Below are 17,334 nucleotides of genomic sequence, written 5' to 3'. Positions count from 1 at the left end.
TACTGAGACAAAATCTTTAAGATGGTATCAGGTAATTAAGGTTGAAAAATTTTTACATGTAACTTAATTATAGCTATTCTTTTTTAAGACTCTTTGATATAGTGATGCTAACTTCTCAATTACTGCCTCATTACTATACTTATTAATACAATCCGTTCTAATTTTAACCTCATCATACTCTTTTCTGTTGAAAAATAGATACTTCATTGCCTTTGCTAATTCTGCTGTATTTTCAATAGGCACAATTAATCCGTTATTCTCATTTACGATGTCTAATGGTCCTTCACACGAACTTGCAATAATTGGCTTACCGACTGCTAATGCTTCAATAAAAACAACTCCAAAAGTCTCGTGTCTACTTGGTAAGACAAAAGCATCACATACATTCATGTATTTATTTACCTCTTCCCTAGAAAGTGCGCCTAGAAATTCTACACGTTCCTCAAGACCAAGGTCTTTTACAAGGTTTTCCAAGTGCACCCTTTCCTCCCCATCCCCGCCGATTAGGAGTTTAACATCTAACATATTAAGTCTACTTAATGCTTTAATTAATATATCAAATCCTTTTTTATAAGTAAGGAAACCCACTGATAAAAAGTAAAAACAATTATTATCTTTTTTGTAGATGTCCATTTTTTTAAATTTATTTATATCAACCATATTTGGTATAATACTTATCTCTTTACTTGTATATTCTTTTAAATCATTGTATAAGCCCCTACCAACTGCAATAATTTCTTCTGATTGTTCTAGTACTTTCTTTAATACTGATAACTGGTTTTCAGAAAAAATACCTCTAGAAAATCCAGTGTGGTGCTCAGTTATTACATAAGGGATCTTATATTTTCGGCTTAATTTCTCAACTGCATATCCTGCACCGACAAAAGAATGTAAATGTATTACATCTGGCTTTCCCCTATCTTCAATTATCTTTTTCAGAAGAAGATCTAACTTTTTATAAATGATAAAATTCGTCCCATTTTTTATTAAAGGCAAATAGTTAAGTGCTTTGTATCTATAGGTAGATACATCAGTTTCATAACTTTTTTTATATCCGTATTTACAAAAGTCAAAAACATCTTTACTAAACATACTTTTCGTTTCTGTATATGCGACAGTAATTTTAAATCCATTATCTTTTAAAGCAATTGCCTGCTCCTTAAAAAAAGAGCCCAATACTGGGTTTTCATCTGATGAATACCATGAAGGGATGATTAAAATATGCATAGGAACTCCTTATCTTCTAGTTTAAAAATATTTTATGATCGAATAGAAAATAAAAAGGAAGATGAATATAGTGTAACTTATTATTAGGACTGTTTTCTTTATCTCTCTTCCACTTTCAAAGTATGCTTGTCCACTTAAAAGTATTGCAAATGGTAAATACATAACTATATGTCTAAATGTAAAGGTGGTGGTAATAATACTTATAAATATCAAAACAAAAATTATCTTCAACTCAAAATATTTGTTATTTTTAAAAGCTATAAATAAATATGGCAAAAATAATAATTGAAATATTGTACCTATGCTTAGCCACAAGCTTTCTATTTGTTCTAGATTAGGAAACGGAGTAATAAATGCATACGCTGTTCTAAAAATAATACCAAATGGAAATAAATCCATACTAAATATTAGATTGCTTAATCCATCTGCCCCTGAAACTAAGTATTCGCTATACCTACCATACGTATTGTAAAAAAAGAGTATAAACTCTTCATAAAAAAGCACATATAATATTAGAAGTAAAATTAAAGACTGAGTTATAGATCTTATATTTAACTTACTGTACCTAAGTATAAATAAAAATGGAATTACTAATAAATAATATGCGACAACCGCTCTAATCTCTAGAGAAATAACTATAAAAGCAACAGTTACTATAACGGTCAGAAGCTTGCCAAAAAAATTATTTCTTTTAAATTGTGACCACAAATAAAAGGTACATATGATAATAAAAACTAACATTATATCTCTAAAAGTATGGGCAGCTGTGTACCCTAATATAGGAAAAACTCCTATAATAAAAGCTAGTATCTTAGAGTTTTTATTGTTTAAATTTAGATATTTGGTTGAGATACTAAAAGCTAATACACTTATCAACCCCACGAGGAATCCATTAAATATCCTAGGCAATAACGTATGAAACTCTCCTACAAGGTTAGAAAAGCGCATAATTAAGCTGACAACATAAATATACCCAACAGAATTATGATATTTTGTTACTATATTTCCCCTAATATCTGAGTAATTAAAAAAACCTGTATTTTCTACTACTTCGTATGCATCTAGCTCATAGGTTAAATCATCTGAACCACCCTTATAGTAAGGTGAATCATACTGAACTATAGATACACAATATATAAAAATTATTATTATTAAGCTTATAAAAAAACCTTTTGGAATAATAAAGATTTGTTATAACTTTTATTCAGTGAAATGCTTGCAATTAAGTTTAATAATAACCCGAATATGAATATACTTATATTCACAAAAACTGCAGATAATATACTTAGAAATATCCAAGTGATTATCATATATAATAAGAGTGATTTTTTATTCGTATTTGAGAGCATATAAAATCTCCTATATACTATTTAAAAGTTCCCTTGCGATACATTCATCACTATAATCAACAAGTGCCTTTTTATTTCCTTCTAGTATTTCAGATTCTAATAAATTTAGTTTAGATAAAATTTCATTTTCATCATTTCTAACTATCACTGTTCTACCTGTATCATGAATAAACTTAGATACATTGTCTTTCAAATCATCAACAACAGCTAGAATACTTCGGTTTGTACCAAAATAGTCATACAATTTCCCTGGAATCTGGTGTGCACCTTTTTTATTTGAGAGAAACAATAATACATCTGAGTTTTTGTAGACATCTATAATTTTTTTATAGCTTACAGGTTGATTCCAATTAACAAAATCTTCGTATTGTTTTAGCTGTTTTTTTGTTTCATCATCACAAACACCATATATCTCCAACTGGAATTTCCTTACGGACTTTGAGTTAAATGCTTTAATAGCTTTTAATAAATTCATTATATTTCTTCCATAGCTTATAACACCGGTATACGACATTACATAACAATCAGAGGAAATTTGTTTTTCACTATTAACCTTCTGCAAATAACCTCTAGGTATATAACCCATTTTTGAAGAATAATTAATATTCTCCTTTTCCATACGTCTTAGAGTTGGTAATGACACATAAAAGATTTTATCTGCTAATTTCAATAATCTTTTTTCGGCATTCTTAGCTCTTAGCTTACTCAAACCTTTTATACCTATATCCTCAGCCCAAGGATCACCCCAGATTTGGACCCACTTTACCGTATTAAACTTCTTTTTTATTTTCATTGCAACAAAATGTGCAGTTTTCGAATCTGAAGACGAGATTATATAGTCATAATCCTTGAAATTCAGTTGTTCATTATAATTCTTTATCCACTCTTTATCAACTTCTGGAAAAAACAAAATGTCCCTTATTATGCTTTTCACCAATTTATAAATCTTTTTTCTTACATTTTCATTATGTTCAACGTACATCCCTTTTTTTAGTTTATTATTAAAATACTTATCTAAAATAAACAATTTATCTCTATATATATTTACCTTTTTAGAAATAATAGATTCTAAATAATCATCAATAATGTCCATTGGCCAATCTATAGTTAAAGCATCAACTTCAGCACCATTCTTAACGAGTCCATTTATTAGCGATATATTTCTAATTGATGCCGAATTAGCTTCCCTAGTTAACGTTGAAGTAATGTATAAAATTTTCATTGCAATCACCCTGCTTGTTCAACAAGAAACTGTTTTAAATTGTTTTTGAATTTTTCTTCCTCAATTTGTACTCTGTTCAAGAACTCAATACAACCTAATTTATAAGTCTCATAGTTAAATGAACTAATATAACTATTAATTTTTTCTTCAAGATTATCTGATTCTATATCAACCACTAACCCTAAATTATACTCCTGTACCAAATTAGACATATAACTATTATTTGATATTATTACGGGACGTTTGGCAACACAAGCATTATAAAGCCTATTTGACATTGAAGTCTGGGGACCCAAATCCTTGGTTGGCATAATTAAGTTTATAAGATCACTTTTATAATAAAAATCCAACTCTTCTTCTCTACTATATCTTCCGTGAAAATATACATTGTTTATTTTATTGTTTACGCAGTACAATTCTAAATCTTTTTCACAAATTCCAGTTCCTATATAACGCAACTGGAATTTAGTAGAATTTTTAAACATATCTAATATCTTTATGTTTTCTTCATAGTGTCTAATTGACCCAATATTACTGAACACAATTTCATTTTTATTTTTTAAGTTAGAGTTCAAGTCCTCTACTTGTTGGAGTCGGTTTATAAAGACATTATGTGATATGGTGTATCGGTCGAAACTAGGTAACCACTTTCTATAGCCTTCAGAAGAAATCACTGTGAAATTAGAGTTCTTAATAATTGCATTATATTTCCCAGCAAATCTATTCATCTTACTATAGTCCCTTATATCTAGTATATAATTATTTTTATAATGTTTTTCTAAATAATTTGCTAAAAAGAGCCCAATTTGTGGAACAAGGATAATAAGCTTATCATAGTTCCGCCTTTTAATTTCTCTAATTACAAACCTCGAAAATAGATAATAACCTATTAACTTTTTTACATTACCTGAATCATAGGAACAAGTATGATTAAATGCAATTGAATTTTTAACATTCTCATCTAAGTTTACTTTGTTCCAGTAAATAATATTATAGTTTATATTTTCATCATCTAATATCTCTGTATAATATTCCAAATAGGGTGCATGTAAAATATTTGCTGGTAAAACTAAACCTACCTTCATTACTCTCCTCCTAAAAATCTTTTACTATTATCAATCTATAGTATTCAATAGTTTCTTGTAAGCTTATAATTTTAATTAGTTATAATAAAATGGAATCTTTTAAATCAATTTTTTCTGGAGGACACCCTCTTAACCTCATTAACCCACATCGCAATTACTAATTTTCTTCCAGTATATCCGCGATCCGTACACTTGCTTGACCGTCTCCATAAGGATTACTTGATAGACTCATTTTTTCATATGCAAGATTATCTTCAAGTAATAGCTTAAAAGATTTATAGATATCTTCTTTTTCTGTACCTACTAATTTGAGCGTTCCTGCAGCTATACCTTCTGGACGTTCCGTGGTATCACGCATAACCAACACTGGTTTACCTAAACTTGGGGCTTCCTCCTGAATACCACCACTATCAGTCAAAATTAAATATGATTTCGATAGAAAATTATGGAAGTCCAAGACATCTAAGGGTTCAATAATCCTTACCCTATCACTATTTCCAAGAATTTCATTGGCAGACTCTCTTACAACCGGGTTCATATGAATAGGGTATATTGCTTTAATATCTGGATGTTCATCAATAATTCTTTTAATGGCTTTAAACATATTTTTCATTGGCTCACCTAGATTTTCCCTACGATGAGCTGTTATCATAATAAGTCGGCTATCTGCTGCCCAATCTAGATGTTCATGAGAATAATCATCCCTTACAGTAGTTTTTAGTGCATCAATTGCAGTATTACCTGTTACATATACTGTTGATGGACTTTTCCCTTCTTTTAAAAGATTCTCTTTAGACATATCAGTTGGGGCAAAATTATACTTTGCTATAATGCCAACTGCCTGACGGTTAAATTCTTCGGGATATGGTGAATAGATGTTGTAAGTTCTAAGCCCTGCTTCAACATGTCCAACAGGAATTTGCAAGTAAAAACATGCTAATGATGTAACAAAAGTTGTCGATGTATCACCATGAACTAACACCACATCTGGCTTTACTTCTTCCAAGATTTCTTTCATTTTTTCAAGAATATTGACGGTAACATCAAATAGCGTTTGCTTCGCTTTCATAATTGATAAATCAAAATCTGGTATGACACTAAATGCATTTAATACCTGATCTAGCATTTCTCGATGTTGACCTGTAACACATACAATAGTGTCTAAACTATCTCTATTTTTTAGTTCTTTGACAAGAGGACACATCTTAATAGCTTCAGGTCTTGTCCCAAAAACAACCATTACTTTTTTCTTCAACTTTTTCTACCTACTTTACTTATAATTTATAGACACCTTCAAAAGAACTAATATTTTTAGTATCAAGAACAATCTTGTTCTTGATGAGATCCATATTGTTTTTAATGTGATCATGTCCCACCATAACAACAAGAATTTCTATTTCATTTAAAAAGTCTTCAAAATTCATAAACTGGTGGTCTACAATTCTTTCTTTTACGAACGGGTCATATACCTTTACTCCAAATGCCAAGTGCTCATCCATTCTTTCTAATAATTGAAGAGTTGGACTTTCTCTTGTATCATCTACATTTTCTTTATAAGCTAAACCGTATAGACCAACTTTTGATATATCTTTAATATCATGCTCTCTCATGATATCTCTGATTAGTCCTAATACATGTCTTGGCATAGAATCATTAATTTTTCGAGCTGCCAAAATGAGGTTTGTTAAATCTGGGTAATCCCCAACTAAGAACCATGGATCCACAGAGATGCAATGACCTCCAACTCCTGGTCCTGGTTGCATAATATTAACTCGTGGGTGCATATTTGCTATTCTAATAATCTCATAAACATCCATATTGTCTGTATGGCAAATCTTAGCTAACTCATTTGCAAAGGCAATATTGATATCACGATAAGTATTTTCAACTACCTTTGACATTTCCGCTGATCTTATATCAGTTACAACAATTTCAGCTTTACAGAAGTTTGCGTAAAGTCCCTTAACCTTCTCACCTATCTCTTCATTATCAGCACCAATTGTTCTTGAGTTATGTTCAAGCTCGTAGATCATATTTCCGGGAATAATTCTTTCTGGAGCATGCAGCAAATGAACATCTTCACCGATAACATAGCCTCTTTTTTCAATTTCAGGGCGTATATATTTATCGATTGTTCCCGGTGATACTGTTGACTCAATAATTAGTACAGCCCCTCTTTCACAAACATCAAGAACACTATTGACAGCAGAAATTACATACTTCGGATCAAGTTTCTTACTATCTTTAAGGAATGGTGTTGGAACTGCAATAATATAAGTATGAGCCTTCTGATATTCGGTTGTAAATTTAATCCCATTCCCATTAGCTGCTTGAAAAAGTTCTTCCAGTCCTTCCTCTTCAAATGTAAGCTCACCTTGACATAAAGAATTAACTAATTTTTCATTGAAGTCAGTTCCAACTACCTTAATTCCAGATTTTGCAAACATAAGTGCTGTGGGTAATCCTATATATCCTAATCCAATTACATTAATCATTTGTATAACTTCCCTTCTGGTTTTTTAGTTTGTATCTTTTAACTCTATCAAGAGCTCCAAACTGCAATTTTTATCAATCATATTAGTACTAACAACTACACAGTTTATTTCTTCTTTCTTTAAATAATATAGGCTTCTATAGGCCTTTTTAACTTCTATATCCCCTACCGCTCTTACACTACATATAGGCTTATTATTTTTATAAAGCTCAAACCCATCTTTTACTTTTATTACATCACAAGGAGTGTGAAAATAAAATTCACAAACTTCTCCAACTCCTACAACAGAATCAGTTATCAAGTAACCAAGCTCATTTTTTTTAATTCTTCTTGTATGTGAATAATTATTTTTAGAATTCATTGTCCCTATAAAACTATCAGCATCATACTCTACTTTTCCACGCATGGTCCAATCATAGATTAGAAAAGGGCCATGTTTTTTCATTTGCTCCCTGCCTTGTATCACAGCAGTATTATGAGCTCTTGTTAGGGCCATCTTTTTACCAATATCAGTTGCATAAGAGTATGTACCACTATCACAAAATACATTAATTCCTCTATGCCATAAGTCAATGTGAAGTTGATCCATCTGTGCAGGACGAGTCTCATAATTTTGTAATACAGTCATTAAAAACCCATTGTCATGTCTTAAAGAATAAAAGCCTGATTCATTAAAAGATGCAGATTTTCTATCAACTGTGGTAGTTGATAAGTCTTCCATATTCCTTTTTCCAAACCACATTAGCTCTTCATCATAATCACCGTTCTCAAATATCCTTTTCCCTTCAATTAAGGAGATAATTGTATTTACAACTGGCCTGAAATCCCTATAACCACAAGATGTCACCGGAAATATCAAAGCTCCATCATTTGATCCATAATTAGGGACATCGCCAGTTTGATCTTGCAATTGATATATCAAGTAAGCACTCTTTTTTATTAATTCTTTGCTTCGATTGGATATTTGAATCTTAGTTTGATTACTAATATTTAAAACGAATTCCATTATTTGAAGTGCGAATCGTTGATAATTAAATGAGTATTGTATATATCCCCCATCCTGAAGAAACTGATTTTGAATCTCTTTATCAAGCAATACATAGGCTCTTTTCAATCCTTTATCATTACCACAAGCCCAAGCTCCGATTATTAAACCAGTAATCTCAGAAAGGGTATGGTTATTCTTAATACACTTATGGGCATAGAAAAAATTTGATAAGATCTTTTTATAGCTCCCTTCTACAAGGTGTCGAACATTTTCATCATCTTTAGAGGTTACCAGTCCATATGATTTAAATGCGGAATAAGTAATCAATACATTAATCATTCGTAATGTCGCTTCTTGACCACATTTATAATTAGAACCATAAGGATATACATTTTCTTGTAACCAATAATTTAGTTGATTGGAAAATGCATCAAAATACTTTCTATTTTTAGTAATCATATATGCCCTAATAAAATAAAAAAAATGGGTGAATCTTGAAGCTTCCCAAATGACTTTTATATCCCCTCGTTCTGGATCAAAGTCCGGAATTTGATACCACTTTAAAGATTTATCAACCTCATTTTTTGTGATAGGATTAAAATGCCAGTTTATAGGGCTACCATAATCAAGTTCTACTGAGGAAAAACCCTTTATTTTACCTTCTATTGCATTATCGGCTAGCAGCACAATTTCCATCTGCTTATCTTCCGACAATCTCTTCAGAAATTCTTCAATAGGTTTAGTTTCTAGTTTAAAAATATCTATTCTTTTGACTAAAACTTTTTTCTCATATATTTTTTCGGTAATTGGTATTGCTCTCATCATCTTCAGCTTTGCCGAATAGAGTGAGCGGTAAAAAACCCACGGCATCCCATATTCAGTTATTAATGAACCAATCATTGCAATACCTCATTTTCCATATTTTTATTTAGCTCAACAATACCATTAAATATAACAACTATATATTGTTGATTTTTAAATTACATTCTTATATTTCGTAGAAACCTCTTTTTCTTTGTTTATATCAACACTATCTATCACATCAACCAATTTCATAGTTAGTTTCTTAAAATCAAAATCCTTTGCGCCATTCCTGGCATTTTGCCCCATCTTATTATATTGATTTTTAGACATATTTTTTATTTCTAAAATTGCATCAGCCAATTCTTCTGGATTATCTATTTCTAACTCAATTCCACATTTATACTTATTTAATATTGAATAACCCATTTTCACTGTTGAAATAATTGGTTTACTTGAAGCCATATATTCAAATAATTTATTGGAACTATTTCCTCTAGCCCAATTGTATTGTGTTTGAGAATAGTTAAGAATATTTACTGATGATCTGCTTAGTATATAAGGTATCGAGCGTTTGTCTACAAAGCCTTTCATTTTAACATTGGTTAGCTTTTCTTCAGCAACTCTCTTATCTAGCATATCCTTTTGATTACCATCACCATAAATCAAAAACTGAATATCTTCATCATGCTTTAATATTGATGCCGCATCGAGGATATTACCAACATTATTAACCGGTCGTATCGCTCCAACATAAATCACATTAAACTTATCAGCATGTAAATCATCATCTTCAACCTTATTTTCATTAGAAGATATTTCAAATCCTCCTATATCAACTCCATTGTTGATGTAGTAACATTTATCAAGATTAATATCTCCACCCTGTCCAGTATCCCATTTTTTTTCAATTATATAGTCAGTATCCCCTTCTTTTGTGAAAATAAGAGCATCCGCCTTTTTATAAATCCAATGCTCGCCTGCTGTTAATAATCGTCCTAGTAAACTTCTTTCTTTGGCCTTATTGAATGAAAATATTGCTTCCGGCCATAAATCCCGCACCTCACATATACATGGAACATTAAGTTTCTTAGCTATCTGAATTCCTGCAACCATTGTTAATGGGTGCACACTTGAAGCAAGAATAATATCAGGTTTACCTTGTAACTTTACATATTCTTTTGCGACAGAGAATAGGTTAAAATAAAATAATCCCATGTTTTTTACTCTATCAATCCCATTTCCTAAAGCCGTTGTGGTCTTTACAAAGACAAAAGGAATATTATCCACAGTATCGGTAGCATACTTCTTATTTTTTGTATCAATATATTCTGATTTGTTATGATAAGTATTCGCACAAAAGACCGTTACATCGTATCCTTGTTTAATAAGATTCTCTGCAAACCAATAATGCCGTCCTCCTCGGTTTTTGTACATATCGGTCGCATAGTGATTTAACAACCAAATTTTTTTCTTCAATTCCTACCACCTCAGTTAAACTCTGCAAATTTATAATCTATAATAATACTATTCATGGAGCTTAATAGGTTTTGCTGGTGCTCCAACAGCAGTACAATTTGGAGGTAAATCTCTTACTACCACTGCACCTGCCCCTACAACAGTATTTTCTCCTATCGTTACACCTTGAATTATTGCAGAACCTGTTCCAATACTTACACAATCTTTTGTTTCTACAAACCCAGATACATTTACACTCGGGAGAATTGTTGTATAATCACCTAATATTGAATCGTGACCAATAGTACAATCCAGATTAATTATTACATGTTCTCCAATTTTTATATCAGTTGTTAGAATGTTTGCAGCACATACAATTGACCCTTCTCCTAATGTCACCCTATCAGAGTAAATTACACTTGGGTGAATTATGACTGGATATGTGTTCTTACTGCCCTTTAACCTTCCAATTACCTTCTTCTTTATAATAGGATCTCCAATAGCACTTACTACATTTAGTTCTTGTTTATTAAGCCATTCTATATTACCAACAACTTTATATCCATTCACTTCTGTTCCTTGAAGCTCCTCATTGTCATCAACAAAACCCAATATATTCCATTTTAATTTCACTTTATTAATTTCTTCAATCAGCCACACAACTTCTCTTCCAAATCCACCTGCTCCAATTATTACAATATCTTTCATTTACTTTTCCTCCGATTTAAAATTACCTTTAAAAGGTTCCATAGTTGCGGCTGTTTCTGAGTTAATGCCTTCCCTAACAAAAACCTTTTTAATAGTAGAAAAAATAATCTTCCAATCACTAATAAAACTCACGTTATCTACATATTTCACATCTAGGTTAAACCTTTCTACCCAACTAATTGAGTTCCTACCACAAACCTGAGCTAAACCAGATAGCCCCGGTCTAACTTCATGACGTCGTTTTTGATGATTGTTGTACAACGGCAAATATTGCACTAATAATGGCCTTGGACCAATAATAGACATATCACCCTTCAAGATATTAAAAAGTTCCGGTAGTTCATCAAGAGATGTAGAACGTAGTAACCTACCAAACTTCGTTAACCTAACGCTATCAGGTAGTAACTCCCCTTTATTATCTCTTTCATCCGTCATAGTCCTAAACTTATACATCATAAAAATCTCTTCATTAAGCCCAGGCCTCTTTTGCTTAAAAAGAACAGGGCTTCCTAATTTTATTCTAACAAGAATTGCAACTACTAGAAGTATCGGACTAAGAGCACTAATAGCGATTAATGACAGTATGAAATCCATCGGTCTTTTTATGAATCTCCTATAAATACCACCTTTGGAATTATTCATTACTTTAACCACAACCCCTTAATAATCTTTACAACTCTTTCTAAGTCCTCATCCGTCATCTTTGTATCAGATGGCAAACAAATTCCATTTTCAAACAATTTCTCCGATACACCTTCACCAACATAATCATATTTCTCGAAGAATGGCTGCATATGCATTGGTTTCCAAACAGGTCTTGACTCGATATTCTCTTGCTCAAGAGCCTCCATAACATCAATTGGTCTAACCGTTCCAGTTAAAACCATTGCACTTAACCAGTAATTAGGTTCATTCCACTCGTTTCCAGGCATAAACTCAACACCCTCAAGTTCACCAAGTTCTCTCTTATAGAATTCATAAATGTAGTTCTTTTGGGCAACTCTTTGATCTAACACTTTAAGCTGTCCTCTACCAATCCCTGCAACCACATTGCTCATTCGATAATTAAACCCTAATTCACTATGTTGATAATGTCTTGCTTGATCTCTGGATTGAGTTGCCCAAAATCTTGTTTTAGCAATTCTCTCTTCATTATTAGAAACTAGCATTCCCCCACCAGAAGTAGTGATAATCTTGTTTCCATTAAAAGAGAAGATGCCATAGTCACCAAAAGTTCCAGTATGCTTACCTTTATAGTAAGTACCTAGAGACTCAGCAGCATCTTCAATTACCGCTACGTTATGCTTCTTACAAATCTCCATGATTTTGTCCATATCTGCTGACAAACCGTATAGATGGACGACCAGTACTGCCTTTACTTCAGGATACTTTTCAAAAGCTTCTTCTAATGCTTTTGAGCTCATATTCCAAGTTTCATAATCACTATCGATAAATACAGGAATCGCATTTTGATAGATGATTGGATTTGCAGTAGCAGAGAACGTAAGCGTTGGACAGAATACAATATCTCCTTTTCTAACTCCTGCTGCTTTGAGGGCTAAATGAATAGCAGCTGTTCCAGAGGATAGTGCCGCAGCTGCTTTAGAACCAACTTTTTCCGCCAGCTCCCTTTCAAATCCATTGACATTCTCACCAAGGGGGGCAATCCAGTTTGTTTCAAAAGCTTCCTTTACATATTGCATTTCATAACCCTCATCACTCATATGTGGTGAAGAGAGGAATATTCTTTTTTTCACTTTTGTCGTCTCCATCTTCTAGACTTCCTTTCCTTGTTAAGTCAATATTTTAGTAGAATAGGACTTAATTAGAATCTGTTATTCTTCAATTCCAACCAACTACTAAACTACTAAATTAGTATCTACTAGTAATAGCTACCTCGTAATATCTATTCACTCAACCATACAAATACGTATTAGATATTCATTTCATAATCAATTCAAAACCGAGTTTCTTCCTACTATATAAACCACTCAAATAAGCAATCTCAGGAGCTCAAACCTCAAAAAAACACCCCGAGTCCATGTCAAACTCTATATGAACCCGGGTACCAAAAAAATTATTTAACTTTTTCCTTCGACATTACCTCATTAAGATAATCCAGCAACTCAGTCCGAAGCTCTTCATTCTGTAGCGCAAACTCTACAGTTGTCTTAACAAACCCAATCTTCTCCCCAACATCATATCTCTTGCCCTCAAAATCATAAGCAAACACCCTCTGGATCTGATTCAACTTCTGAATCGCATCCGTCAACTGAATCTCTCCACCAGCACCAGTCTCCATTTGATCCAGGAACATGAAAATCTCAGGAGTAAGTACATATCTCCCCATAATCGCTAGGTTCGAAGGCGCTGTCCCAGGTGAAGGCTTCTCTACAAAGTTCTCAACCTGATATCTTCTATCACTTTGAATAGAAGGCTCAACAATTCCATAGCGATGTGTCTCGCTATCCGGCACCGTTTGCACACCAATCACTGAGGAATGAGTTTCTTCATATTGCTCAATCAACTGGCGTAAACACGGAGTTTCACTCTGCACAATATCATCGCCGAGCAGCACCGCAAAAGGCTCGTCCCCTATAAAGTTACGCGCACACCATACTGCATGCCCAAGCCCCTTAGGTTCTTTTTGCCTAATATAGTGGATATCAGCCAGGTTTGTAGAATAACGAACCTTTTCAAGAATCTCCAACTTACCCTTTTCAAAAAGATTCTGCTCAAGTTCATGCGCAAAATCAAAGTGATCTTCTATCGCGCGCTTTCCTTTACCTGTAACAATGATAATATCCTCAATACCTGAAGCAACTGCTTCTTCAACTATGTATTGGATAGTCGGCTTATCAACGATCGGCAACATTTCTTTCGGCATTGCCTTCGTTGCTGGAAGGAAACGTGTGCCTAATCCTGCTGCCGGAATGATCGCTTTTCTAACTTTCTTCATTTACTTTTACCTCCTAATTACTTCGCAACCAAAAAAATCTTATTCTTCTTCCGATTAGCCAAATTAATCACATACTCTTTCAGCTGCGGAGAAGTGAAATTCTCATATCGCTCCAGAAGATAACTAATTTCCTCTTCCTGATCCAGCACAGCCTTCCCAATAAAAATCTTAGGGAAAATAGGCTCTGGATGAATTTCTTTTTCATTCAACAGCTCTTCAAACATTTTCTCACCAGGTCTTAAGCCAGAGTACCTGATTCCGATTTCTTCTATAGTATAACCAGACAATCTGATTAGATTTTTAGCCAAGTCAGTAATCTTTACTGGCTCACCCATATCCAACACAAATATCTCCCCACCGCGAGCAAGTGAACCAGCTTGAATAACCAGCCTAGACGCTTCAGGGATGGTCATAAAATATCTTGTCATATCAGGGTGGGTAACCGTAACCGGCCCGCCAGCCTGAATTTGCTTCTTGAATAGAGGAATGACACTGCCTCGGCTGCCAAGTACATTACCAAAACGGACAGCGACGAATTTTGTCTTGCTGTGCTGATCGAGTTTTTGGATGATCATCTCTGCAATCCGCTTAGTCGACCCCATGACATTTGTAGGGTTTACTGCTTTATCTGTAGACACAAGGACAAATGTTCCGACACCAAATGTATCGGCGGCTTCGGCAACATTCTTCGTTCCGAACACATTGTTCTTTACTGCTTCTCTAGGGTTGTACTCCATTAAAGGCACATGCTTATGCGCCGCTGCATGATAGACGACATCCGGTTTATGCTCTTCCATCACTTCGAACATACGGTCACGGTCTTGTACATCACCAATTACCGGGATAATTTCAATAGCCTGTCCATACTGGTTTCTCAGTTCCATATCAATTGTATAGATACTGTTTTCACCATGACCAACGAGCACTAGCTTACCAGGATTGAATTGGCAAATCTGGCGGCAGATTTCTGATCCGATCGAGCCTCCCGCTCCGGTAACAAGGACCGTTTTGCCTGAAACATATTCAGAAATACCCTCAATGTCCAGCTTGATTGGTTCACGCCCAAGCAGATCTTCAACCTCTACATCACGGAATTGGCTTACTGCTACCTTGCCAAGCATGACGTCTTCGATTTTCGGCATGATTTGTGTCTTTATATTGGTTTTTGCACACTCTGCAAAGATACGATTTAACTCTTCTTTCTTTAATGAAGGAATCGCAATGACAATTCGATCAATTCGGTACTTTTCAACTGCCTCCACAATATTTTTGGAAGTTCCTGCGACCGGAATGCCTAATACCTGCAGCTTAAATTTCCTTGAATCATCATCTATAAATGCCGCTGTCACCATTCCAAGTTCGGGGTTGTTCTTCAGTTGCCTTGCCAGCAAAGTACCTGCTTGTCCGGCACCGACGATTAATACTCGCTTCGTATTATCATCTGGCTTGATGTATCTGTCACGATAGACTCTCCACAAGAAACGAGAACCGCCAATTGTCAATATAAGAACGGACCAGGCACTAAAAAGCACTCTCCCGTAAAAAGGAACATTGAATGCGAATTGGAACATCGCAACTGTAAGAATTGCAAGTGTTACTGCTCTGAAGATTCCGACCAATTCTCCGATACTCGCATACTCCCATGCTTTGTTATATAGCTGAAGAAATGATGCAAATAAATGATAGCTGCTGACCAAAACGATCGCACTCAAAAAAAGATGTTCATAACTGAAGGTTTCAAGTGATGGATGAAGTGGTATGTAACTTAAGTAAATTGCGGATAAAACAATTATCGAATCAAGACCGGCTAAAAAAAGCAGACGCTTATGATAACTCATCGTATTCCCCCTCTATTATTAACGCTCTACTACACTAAAGGCTGACTGACAAAAATAAATATCTAATGAAAACCCACGTCCAGACATGTACTTTCATCAGATATTTATTATTCTTATTTCCAATTAAATTCAACTTTCATTTTTTAAAAACCTATAGGGGGAATTCCCCCCTATAGGCAAACAATGGGCATCTAACCCACCCTCACACCACACTATTGACAACCGAAGTGTCTAAGGAGTACACGTTTGTATCCCACAGCATGATCGAGTGCCCCCGTGGGTATCGGGCAGGAGGCATCGCCGGTCAGTCTCACTGACATTCAATATGTTGATTCTGGATGTAGGCTAAAAAATTCCGAGGAACTTTTTCTTTTTTACTGGTTCCGGAGTTTCTTGATAGACATGATTCCCTTGAACCAATAATTCAGCATTCTCTTGAAAGTAGTAGACTAGGTCGATTCCATATTTTGATTCAATTAGTTCCATCGTTTCAGCCATTTTAAACCCTCTGTTCCCAACATTATGGGCATCAGAAGCGATAAAGTGGGTAAGGTTGGCTTCAATCAGTTGATAGGAGAAATTCCTGATTTTCTTCCCGAAGTGACCGCTCACGCTCGATGCTGTCACTTGTGTCAGCGCGCCTTTTTTGACGAGATTGTATAGAACCTCTGGACGCTCGATGATTTCCTGATTTCTCTCAGGATGGACAATGATCGGCGTGACTTCCTTCAATTGCAAATCGAACAAAAGTCTTTCTGCATACCTTGGCACATGATTCGAAGGGAATTCAATGAATAAATACTGAGTATTGTTCAAGCTCAATAATTCATTTTTTTCAATACCCTCAATCACATCACCGTAGAGCCGAACTTCCTGTCCGGGAAGGACCTTCAAATCGACTCCCTCGTTATTTAGGACCGTGTTCACTTCTTCTACTATAGGAAGAATGAACTCTTTCGGATTATCATATTTGCTATTTTTATGGTGAGGAGTGGCGATAATTGTATGAATACCTTCATCTACTGCTGCACGGGCCATTTTGATGGTATCTTCCATGCTTTGGGCACCATCGTCAATTCCTGGCAATATGTGACAATGTATGTCAATCATCGCTATTCTCCTTCCTTTTAACTGTAAATTTTCTATGACTTTTCTAATACTAGCATTCTATCAACATACCTACAAGGGGATGATTTTGTCGAATC

13 protein-coding genes are annotated in these 17,334 nt (G+C 34.2%); all 13 read right to left on the bottom strand.

All coding sequences use genetic code 11. The features are described 5' to 3' along the window. Positions 1-63: 63 nt before the first annotated feature. Positions 64-1,227, bottom strand: coding sequence for a glycosyltransferase (locus TY49_RS20930; protein ID WP_041967839.1), 1,164 nt, complete (start codon positions 1,225-1,227; stop codon positions 64-66). Between the two features lie 1,359 nt (positions 1,228-2,586). Beyond that, positions 2,587-3,798 (bottom strand): glycosyltransferase family protein, encoded by a 1,212-nt coding sequence (locus tag TY49_RS20915; protein ID WP_041967836.1) that lies wholly within the window; start codon positions 3,796-3,798, stop codon positions 2,587-2,589. A 5-nt stretch (positions 3,799-3,803) separates the two neighbouring features. Next, the gene (locus tag TY49_RS20910; RefSeq protein ID WP_041967835.1) at positions 3,804-4,883 is read right to left on the bottom strand and encodes a glycosyltransferase; all 1,080 of its coding nucleotides are present in this window, start codon (positions 4,881-4,883) and stop codon (positions 3,804-3,806) included. Positions 4,884-5,040: 157 nt separating this feature from the next. After that, positions 5,041-6,138: a non-hydrolyzing UDP-N-acetylglucosamine 2-epimerase gene (wecB, locus tag TY49_RS20905; protein ID WP_269745783.1), complete on the bottom strand. Its 1,098-nt coding sequence runs from the start codon at positions 6,136-6,138 to the stop codon at positions 5,041-5,043. Positions 6,139-6,157: 19 nt separating this feature from the next. Beyond that, positions 6,158-7,378 (bottom strand): nucleotide sugar dehydrogenase, encoded by a 1,221-nt coding sequence (locus TY49_RS20900; RefSeq protein ID WP_084135565.1) that lies wholly within the window; start codon positions 7,376-7,378, stop codon positions 6,158-6,160. Between the two features lie 24 nt (positions 7,379-7,402). Further along, the gene (locus tag TY49_RS20895) at positions 7,403-9,265 is read right to left on the bottom strand and encodes a heparinase II/III domain-containing protein (RefSeq protein ID WP_041967833.1); all 1,863 of its coding nucleotides are present in this window, start codon (positions 9,263-9,265) and stop codon (positions 7,403-7,405) included. 75 nt (positions 9,266-9,340) lie between these two features. Further along, positions 9,341-10,645 (bottom strand): glycosyltransferase family 4 protein, encoded by a 1,305-nt coding sequence (locus TY49_RS20890; protein ID WP_041967832.1) that lies wholly within the window; start codon positions 10,643-10,645, stop codon positions 9,341-9,343. A 48-nt stretch (positions 10,646-10,693) separates the two neighbouring features. Further along, positions 10,694-11,332 carry an acetyltransferase gene (locus tag TY49_RS20885; protein ID WP_041967831.1) on the bottom strand — a complete coding sequence of 213 codons (639 nt, stop codon included), beginning with the start codon at positions 11,330-11,332 and terminating at the stop codon, positions 10,694-10,696. Continuing rightward, the gene (locus TY49_RS20880) at positions 11,333-11,974 is read right to left on the bottom strand and encodes a sugar transferase (protein ID WP_041967830.1); all 642 of its coding nucleotides are present in this window, start codon (positions 11,972-11,974) and stop codon (positions 11,333-11,335) included. After that, positions 11,974-13,089 (bottom strand): DegT/DnrJ/EryC1/StrS family aminotransferase, encoded by a 1,116-nt coding sequence (locus TY49_RS20875; protein ID WP_156972743.1) that lies wholly within the window; start codon positions 13,087-13,089, stop codon positions 11,974-11,976. Before TY49_RS20875 ends, TY49_RS20880 begins: the two co-directional genes overlap by 1 nt. A 320-nt stretch (positions 13,090-13,409) precedes the next feature. Next, positions 13,410-14,291: a UTP--glucose-1-phosphate uridylyltransferase GalU gene (gene galU / locus TY49_RS20870; protein ID WP_041967828.1), complete on the bottom strand. Its 882-nt coding sequence runs from the start codon at positions 14,289-14,291 to the stop codon at positions 13,410-13,412. A 17-nt stretch (positions 14,292-14,308) separates the two neighbouring features. Further along, on the bottom strand, positions 14,309-16,129 hold the full coding sequence (locus tag TY49_RS20865) for a polysaccharide biosynthesis protein (protein ID WP_041967827.1): 1,821 nt from the start codon (positions 16,127-16,129) through the stop codon (positions 14,309-14,311). Between the two features lie 345 nt (positions 16,130-16,474). Next, positions 16,475-17,239, bottom strand: a complete 765-nt coding sequence (locus TY49_RS20860; RefSeq protein ID WP_041967826.1) for a tyrosine-protein phosphatase — start codon at positions 17,237-17,239, stop codon at positions 16,475-16,477. Positions 17,240-17,334: the final 95 nt, after the last annotated feature.

Origin of the sequence: Mesobacillus selenatarsenatis SF-1, from assembly GCF_000813125.1 — a bacterium.
In the GTDB taxonomy this organism is placed as follows: Bacteria; Bacillota; Bacilli; order Bacillales; family Cytobacillaceae; genus Mesobacillus; species Mesobacillus selenatarsenatis.
This window is presented reverse-complemented; position numbering and strand designations above follow the sequence as displayed.